Source organism: Legionella dresdenensis, from assembly GCF_042649825.1.
Taxonomy (GTDB): Bacteria; Pseudomonadota; Gammaproteobacteria; order Legionellales; family Legionellaceae; genus Legionella_C; species Legionella_C dresdenensis.
In genome coordinates this window covers 1-6,870 of the sequence record NZ_JBHSAB010000025.1, presented here as the reverse complement: position 1 = coordinate 6,870, position 6,870 = coordinate 1, and the positions used below count along the sequence as shown (strand labels likewise).

Below are 6,870 nucleotides of genomic sequence, written 5' to 3'. Positions count from 1 at the left end.
CTCTTTTTTTCTATATCGCAATTTTTGTACAGCTTAAGGCAGCGCCATTGGGCTTTACAGCCCAACCTACGGTTATTTGATTAGTTACCCTGATTCGACGTTTCGCTGAGATCTGCGTTTGGTCTTGATGCGCGGGCGTTTTGGAGGAGAAGTATGCTTTGGGTTAATAGCAGTCTTTCCTGTTGTTGCCGGCTTAAATAGAGCTGATAGTTAATTTCAGCAAGTAATATTGCGATTTCCTTTTGAACCGAAGCGGCAGATCCTGAGTTGATTTGGTTCAGCCATTGCTGGCTGTTTTGGCCTGAGGAACCGCTTGCGCTGCCACCGCCTGCGCTCTGACCGCCGCCTTTGGCGCTTGGGTTATAAAGACGCCAGGTTGCCATAATGTATTCATTAAGGGCCGCGCTTGATTTGGGGCCATTGCCGGATACTGGGCTCTGAGGCATACGTTGTGACAGAATATAATACAGATTACTGATTCCTACTGATATCTGAGCGGCATATATGCGCAAACTGCTGAGAAATCCAAGTAATTTGGATTGTGCTTTAAGCTGCTCGTCTTGTGCGGTATTGCCAGTTGTATTGCTTGCTTTGCTCATCAGATCATCATATACCTGACGGTTAGGCAAATTAATAGGAGCAATTCCACCGCTGACGTACCGGATAAAGTTCGCGGCTTCCTGAGCCTGATTTTTTGCTTCCATTCCCTGGTTTGAACTGCTTCCAGATCCTGATGATCCGCTGCCGCTGTCGCCTTGATTGCTGCCGGTGCTTGAATCTGTTGAATATAATAAGGGCGTCAGTAACGTATTACTGTTGAGTTGAGGAACGACATAACCATTTGATTTCGGTTCAAAAATTGCCTGAGTCCCCTGGATATCCCCGAGGACGTTGACCATTACTTTTTCACGATACAGGAATTTGCATTTGTCGTCCTGCGTCTTACCGTCATTATCCATACAATACGTATAGTTAGGCGTAGAAATAATATTCAAAATGGCCTGGCTTACAGGATCGTTGCGGTATGTTTTCTGATCGATCAATGAAGAAACACTAATGCCGTCAGAAGATTCTGTGGAATAAGGCGGGTCATTAAATGTCTGACCGCCGAGAGAGTTTAGCAGAGAATAGCTTGTTACGTCCTTTGATACCATTGGAGTGTTTTGGGGGGTAACACCAACCAGCGCCCCAATATAGCTATCCAGAGCGTTTATTTGGGTATTCTGAGCGTCATTGGCATCAAACAGGGCACTGGATGCCTGTTGCTGGCCAGCCTGTGAACCAGAGCTTGCACCTGAGGCTGCATCCGCACCTGCGCCAGAACCAGCGCCCGAAGCAGCATCCGGGCATTGCTGGCCGGCTGGGCAATATTTGGTAATGTCGTAACCAAGATATGAACCCAGATTTTTAAGATAGGTTGTCAGATCATCAGAGCTGCCGCCAGCAGCAGGCGAGGCTCCGCCTGCGCCACCCGCACCGGCAGACGCTTGACCCCCGGTTGCAGCAAAATTAGTAGACGACAAGGCTAGTAAGATGGTTGCCAGTTTTTTCGCTGTAAATTTCATTTTCTTATTCTTCTCCTTCAAGCGCTCGAGCAACAAGTTTCAAACGGTATTCTGAAAAAACGCGTGCAAGCAGACGTAAACGCTCAAAGGCAATATTGCGTTTGAGGAAAAAGCCTGCCGGATCGTGACTGCCAAGACTGGTTTCCTCGGCATGAATCAGTACCCGCGATGCACTGCCGGGATGAACGGTATCGATTGCCTGCAATAATCGTAATCCGCGGCCCGATTTAATATTCCCGACCAACCGGATAAATGCTTCTTCCTGATTGAGCATTCCCATATCGAGTTTTTCAATATCATCAAGTTCACTGCCCAACCGTTTCATGGCAGCTTCAAGATCAGGATGTCCGTCCATTGTCCAGTCTTCAACACTTTCCATGAAAGTGATGACGCGGTAGATCATCGGATCCAGGTATTCAAACCAGTATTGTGATGAGGCTTCATGGCTTAAGTCAGGCATATATTTACTCTTTTTTTACTGTGTTTTCAGTTGATGGACTGCGCCAAATATTACTACTATAGTATAGTAAGGAGATTAAAAGTCTATTATCTTAAAAGTAAAATTTATGAAAAAACAATCTGGTTTACGTACTGTTGCTCTTTTGAAGGCTATTTTTGATTTTCGCCGCTGGATTGATTATGAGCGCATACGTGCTTTCTCCCTTTATTTGCTGGGCGGATTTAAAAAAATGTTTATCCCCTCGCCGCAAAATAAAGGTAATGCCCAGTCATTTGAGCAGGCAGCCGCCGCGCAGAAACTGACGGAAGAAGATATCACCGCACGCCAGGCAGGTCTTTATCGATTAGCTATCTTAATGATTTTAATGGCTATACTTGTATTTGGATACACAGTGTTTCAGCTGATAAATGAAAATTACAAGGCAACCCTGATAAGCATGATTGTTGGATTTATCGCTCTGGTTCTGGCATTTCGCTACCATTTCTGGTATTTCCAACTCAAAAAACGAAAATTGGGTTGTTCTCTGCGGGAATGGTACCGTCAGGGCCTATTAGGTGAACATGATGAATAAAATTTTTTCAATTCTTTGGCTGACGCTGATTCCTGCTCTGGCTCTCGCCGACAACGGCGGCGGCAGCAGTGATTCCATTACCTTTGCCCCCCCGCCTGGCGATTATTCCGTCATTTTTCTGGGTAATATTTTTGGGGTTGTTGACGGTGTGCTGCATGGTAGCGGCAGCCAGATTATGGGCGCAATGTTCTCGGTATTTAATGCCGCTGTAATGGCTCTGGGCGGTATTATCATTATGTATACCCTGATGGTATCTACGGTAAATACCGCCCATGAGGGGCAGATGCTTGGCCAGAAATGGTCATCGATTTGGGTACCCCTTCGGTCGACATTAGGATTGGCCTTATTAATACCCAAGGCGTCAGGCTACTGTTTGATGCAGATTTTTGTTATGTGGGTAATCGTACAGGGAGTTGGTGCGGCGGATAAGGTTTGGGATGCAGCATTATCGTATTTGAATCGGGGGGGAGTGATTGTCCAGCCGCAGATTGATCCGGTGACCTCATTAATGGGCGATAATGGGAATATCGCAACAGGGGCGGCCACTATTTTGGCGGGCCAGGTCTGTATGCTTGGTATACAGACAGTTCTGGAGAATCAACGGGAAGGTTATCTCAGAGCAAGAGATAAAGAGTCTGGACCATGCTCAGGCAAACCCAGTGATAAAATGCAGCAATTCTGTGACACTTCGGTACCGGACTTTATTTCGACCGTTCGTGCTGTGGACAAAGAGAGCGACAGCGGCAGCAGTACTGTCAAATTGCCCATGCCTAATTTTCAACCCAAATCGCCTTATGCGGTATTAAATGGTATTTGCGGGGAAATCAGTTGGAATGCAATGTCCAATAGTGATCTGGATTCATTGAAATCCAGTGCGTTAAGCCAGTCTGAGCAAGATGTCGCAAAAATGTCTCGTGCTCTGGCGGTTCAGCAAATGTATAACACTCTCGCCATGCTTGCTCAAACCATGGTAAGTAATGATCCACAACTCAGTCGAGGCGGAAGTTCAGATAGCCAGACGCCGTTCTCAAAAACTGCGGTTCAGCAATTTGGCGTGCCGTACACGCTTGGCGGGCAAGTCTGCGATAGCTCTTCCGGTTCGCCGCAAACGACGACTACTACTTCAGGTACCAAGGAGATTTCACCTGATTCATGCGTCAGTTGGGGGCAGGATCCATCTGGAAGTTCACCTCCGTTATTTAATGGTACCGAATTTCAGGGAGCAGTAACGGATTATAATGCCGTGATCATGCCCACATTAAATCTGATTGCGGATGGCAATAGTAGTGCGGCAGCTGGTAAACAAATGGATTTTATGCGTACCGCTTCATCCCAAGGCTGGATCATGGCTGGCAGTTATTATATCAACTTGGCACAGCTTCAAAATGCAATTGTAACCACTAAACCTGAAACCGATACCAATTCTGGTTTGCAGGGCAGTAATTTTGATATCAACAAGATAACAGGGGCATTCGATCATGATGGCTGTTCCGGGCAATATGCTGATCTGTGTATCTGGCTAAACAAGGATTCTGATCCGATAACGCATGTACATAGTTTGATTAATGGAGGAAATGAGCTGAGTTCGCCGCTTCCGCCGCCGCATTTGGGCACAGCCGGCCGGAAAGTTACAACCGGGCCTGGTTCCTCGACTGTATATGGTTTTGTGAACAACTCTTCGATGGTGGTATTACCTGGCCAGCCCGGTATGTCTCCGCCGCAATTTGCGATGAAATTTAATATGAACCTGCAGACAGCAGGCTTGTATCTACCCAAAATTAACTTCCCCTGTAATACTGTACAGATTATGTTTTTTACCTTCTGTCTGGGAAGCATCCTGGGGGACATATTTTACAATATTATCATTCGAACGGTTTTCAACTACTTTTTGGAAATGGTGTTGTCAATTATTGAGAACGTGATTATGACGTTCTTATCAATACCATTATTGGGTATGGCGCAGATCTTCGTTTTTGGCGTGTCGTTTATTCAGCAGCCGTCAGTCAATCCCATCATTGCATTGGCTAATATGGGCGTACAATATATTAATTTTGCCAACACGCTCTGGTTAATGCTGACCGGGCTTGCCATTATCACGTCGTTAATTCCATGGTTTGGTATATTTATCTTTTCATTAATTACCATGATCATGCCGTTGTTGATTGCCTGGTTTAATATCATGCTGTCGGTTGGCTTCGTTTCGGCATATTACATACCGTTTGTGCCCTACCTGATTTTCACTTTTGGTACAATTGCCTGGGTGATGGCGGTAATTGAAGCGATGGTTGCGGCGCCTATTGTAGCTTTAGGTATTACCCATCCTGAAGGCGAGGGGGCTTTTGGTAAGGGCGAGCAGGCGATTATGATTCTGATGAATGTGTTTTTGCGGCCTGCGATGATGATTATCGGCTATATTGCCGGGATTACCCTGTCTTATGTTTCGATATGGATTTTGAATGCCGGATTTGCAAACGTGATTACCTTTATTCAGGGTAATCCTGATGGCTCGATCTGGAATTTCCAGTTGGATTACTCATCCGGTGAAGACGTAAAAGATCTGGCTTCAGAAATTGATACCCAGACTGGTTATGTTGGTTGGGCAGGTGTTTATGGCTTCTTTTTCTGCCTGCTTATGTATACAACGCTTTACACGATTATGGTGCAAAAAGCATTTACTCTGATTGTGTCTCTGCCGGATAAAGTGTTGCGCTGGATTGGCGGACAACCGGAGCAGATTGGACAGGAAGCTGCAGGCTGGGGTGAAGAGGCCAAGAAAAAAGTAGAAGAAGCCGGTACTGCAACGGGTAAGGCGGCACAACAAGTCGCGAAGGCTTCTTCTTCCGCTGCGATGAAAGGTCTGTCTGGCGCTTCCAAAGCGATGTCAGGAGGCGGACCTTCTGTTAGCGCTTCTGGCGGTGGCGGTGGTGGCGAAGGTCAAGAGCCTCCAGGTGGTGCCGGTGCCGGCGGTGGCGGTGGCGGTGGCGATGACGCCGGTGGCGGCGGTGGTGGCGGTGGTGGACCTGGCGGCGGCGGTGATGGCGGCGGCGGTGGCGGCGAGTCGAAACCATCACCTGATAGTTCTGAGAGCCCAGGAGATGGCGGTGGCGGCGGCGCAGATGGTGGTGGAATTCAATCCATGTCTTCAGGTGGTGGTGCCGCTGGCGGAGGTGATGAGCCTCCAGGTGGTGCCGCTGGTGGTGGTATGCCTGGCGGTGGCGGTTCGAAGGGTGGTAAAGATAGAACTGGTGGTATGGGTAAAAAGGCTGGAGGCGCATTGGGTAAAGGCGCGGGTACAGCTATCGGTAGCTCTGTCGGAGGACCTGCAGGGGGTATGATCGGTGGAAAAATTGGAGAGAAAGCAGGAGGAGAAGCAGGCGGTAAAGGTGATTCAATGATGAGTGGTAAAGATCGCACTGGCGGCGGCGGTGGTGGCGGTGAATCGAAACCTTCAATGGATAGTTCTGATAGTCCTGGAGACGGTGGCGGTTCTGAGGGATCCAGTGGCTCGGGCGGCGATTTGGGATCAATGGACTCTGGTGGTGGGGGTATGCCTGGCGCTTAGGGTAAGGTCGTTTGGCTGCAAAGCCAAACACTCATCCTCGATTCTAATGAAAGGATTAAGTTAGTGCTTTACGTGGTTTATTGAAAATCCGAGTCTCAGGGTCCTGTCAAGGTAACCCGCAGTTTTAGTGCTCGCAAGCTGCGCGCTAAGAACTGCAGGTCACCTTGCCACCCTTCGGCTGAGATCGGCTTTGTTGAATAAATAGAGAGTAGCCTTGATGCAGCGAAGCGTAATCAAGGTTTCTATCGCGTGCTTAGGCACCTATGCCTTGTAAGTTCAGAGCGAGTAATCCCTTTCCTTTAAAGGTTTTTTGCAAACACGCATGAAGTCATCCTGACGCTCCCAGATGCCATCCTTGGCATCTGAGGGTTTGCAAAAAACCTTTAAAGGAAAGTGCTTACTGGAGAGAGTGGTAATGGTTCTTACTCTGATTTTATTAATCAAATAACTCATATAGGCATGCCGCTGACTGTGGCGGGTGACGGCTAAAATTTAACCCATCTTCCCGCAGGCTTTACCATATCTTGATTTATTCAACAAAGCCGCTGAGATCTGGTACACGACATATCGGAATCTTTTCTCATGTGTAGGTTGGGTCGTTTGACCCAACAAAAGATGGTGAATAAAAGGAAAATGTTGGGCCAAACGACCCAATGGCGCTGCCTTAAGCTGCTTGATTATTAACCATTGATTTGGCTCTTTGAGCCAAAAT

Annotated in this window: 5 protein-coding genes; 2 read left to right on the top strand and 3 right to left on the bottom strand. The window is 47.5% G+C overall.

Annotation, left to right across the window (positions count from 1 at the left end; all coding sequences use genetic code 11):
* Positions 1–80: 80 nt before the first annotated feature.
* Both icmX and icmW read right to left on the bottom strand, forming a co-directional pair.
* A complete protein-coding gene (gene icmX, locus ACFORL_RS10955) occupies positions 81–1,565 on the bottom strand; it encodes a type IVB secretion system protein IcmX (protein ID WP_382343948.1) in 1,485 nt (494 codons plus the stop codon).
* A 4-nt stretch (positions 1,566–1,569) separates the two neighbouring features.
* Positions 1,570–2,025: a type IVB secretion system protein IcmW gene (icmW, locus tag ACFORL_RS10950; RefSeq protein WP_382343946.1), complete on the bottom strand. Its 456-nt coding sequence runs from the start codon at positions 2,023–2,025 to the stop codon at positions 1,570–1,572.
* 106 nt (positions 2,026–2,131) lie between these two features.
* Here icmW and icmV point away from each other — a divergent pair, with 106 nt between their 5' ends.
* Positions 2,132–2,596 (top strand): type IVB secretion system protein IcmV, encoded by a 465-nt coding sequence (gene icmV, locus ACFORL_RS10945; protein ID WP_382343944.1) that lies wholly within the window; start codon positions 2,132–2,134, stop codon positions 2,594–2,596.
* A complete protein-coding gene (gene dotA / locus ACFORL_RS10940; RefSeq protein ID WP_382343950.1) occupies positions 2,589–6,158 on the top strand; it encodes a type IVB secretion system protein DotA in 3,570 nt (1,189 codons plus the stop codon). Before icmV ends, dotA begins: the two co-directional genes overlap by 8 nt.
* Before the next feature lie 492 nt (positions 6,159–6,650).
* On the opposite strand, the gene ACFORL_RS10935 is transcribed toward dotA, so the two are convergent.
* Positions 6,651–6,870, bottom strand: a 220-nt coding sequence (locus ACFORL_RS10935; RefSeq protein ID WP_382343942.1) for a hypothetical protein, incomplete at its 5' end; no start/stop codon positions are given.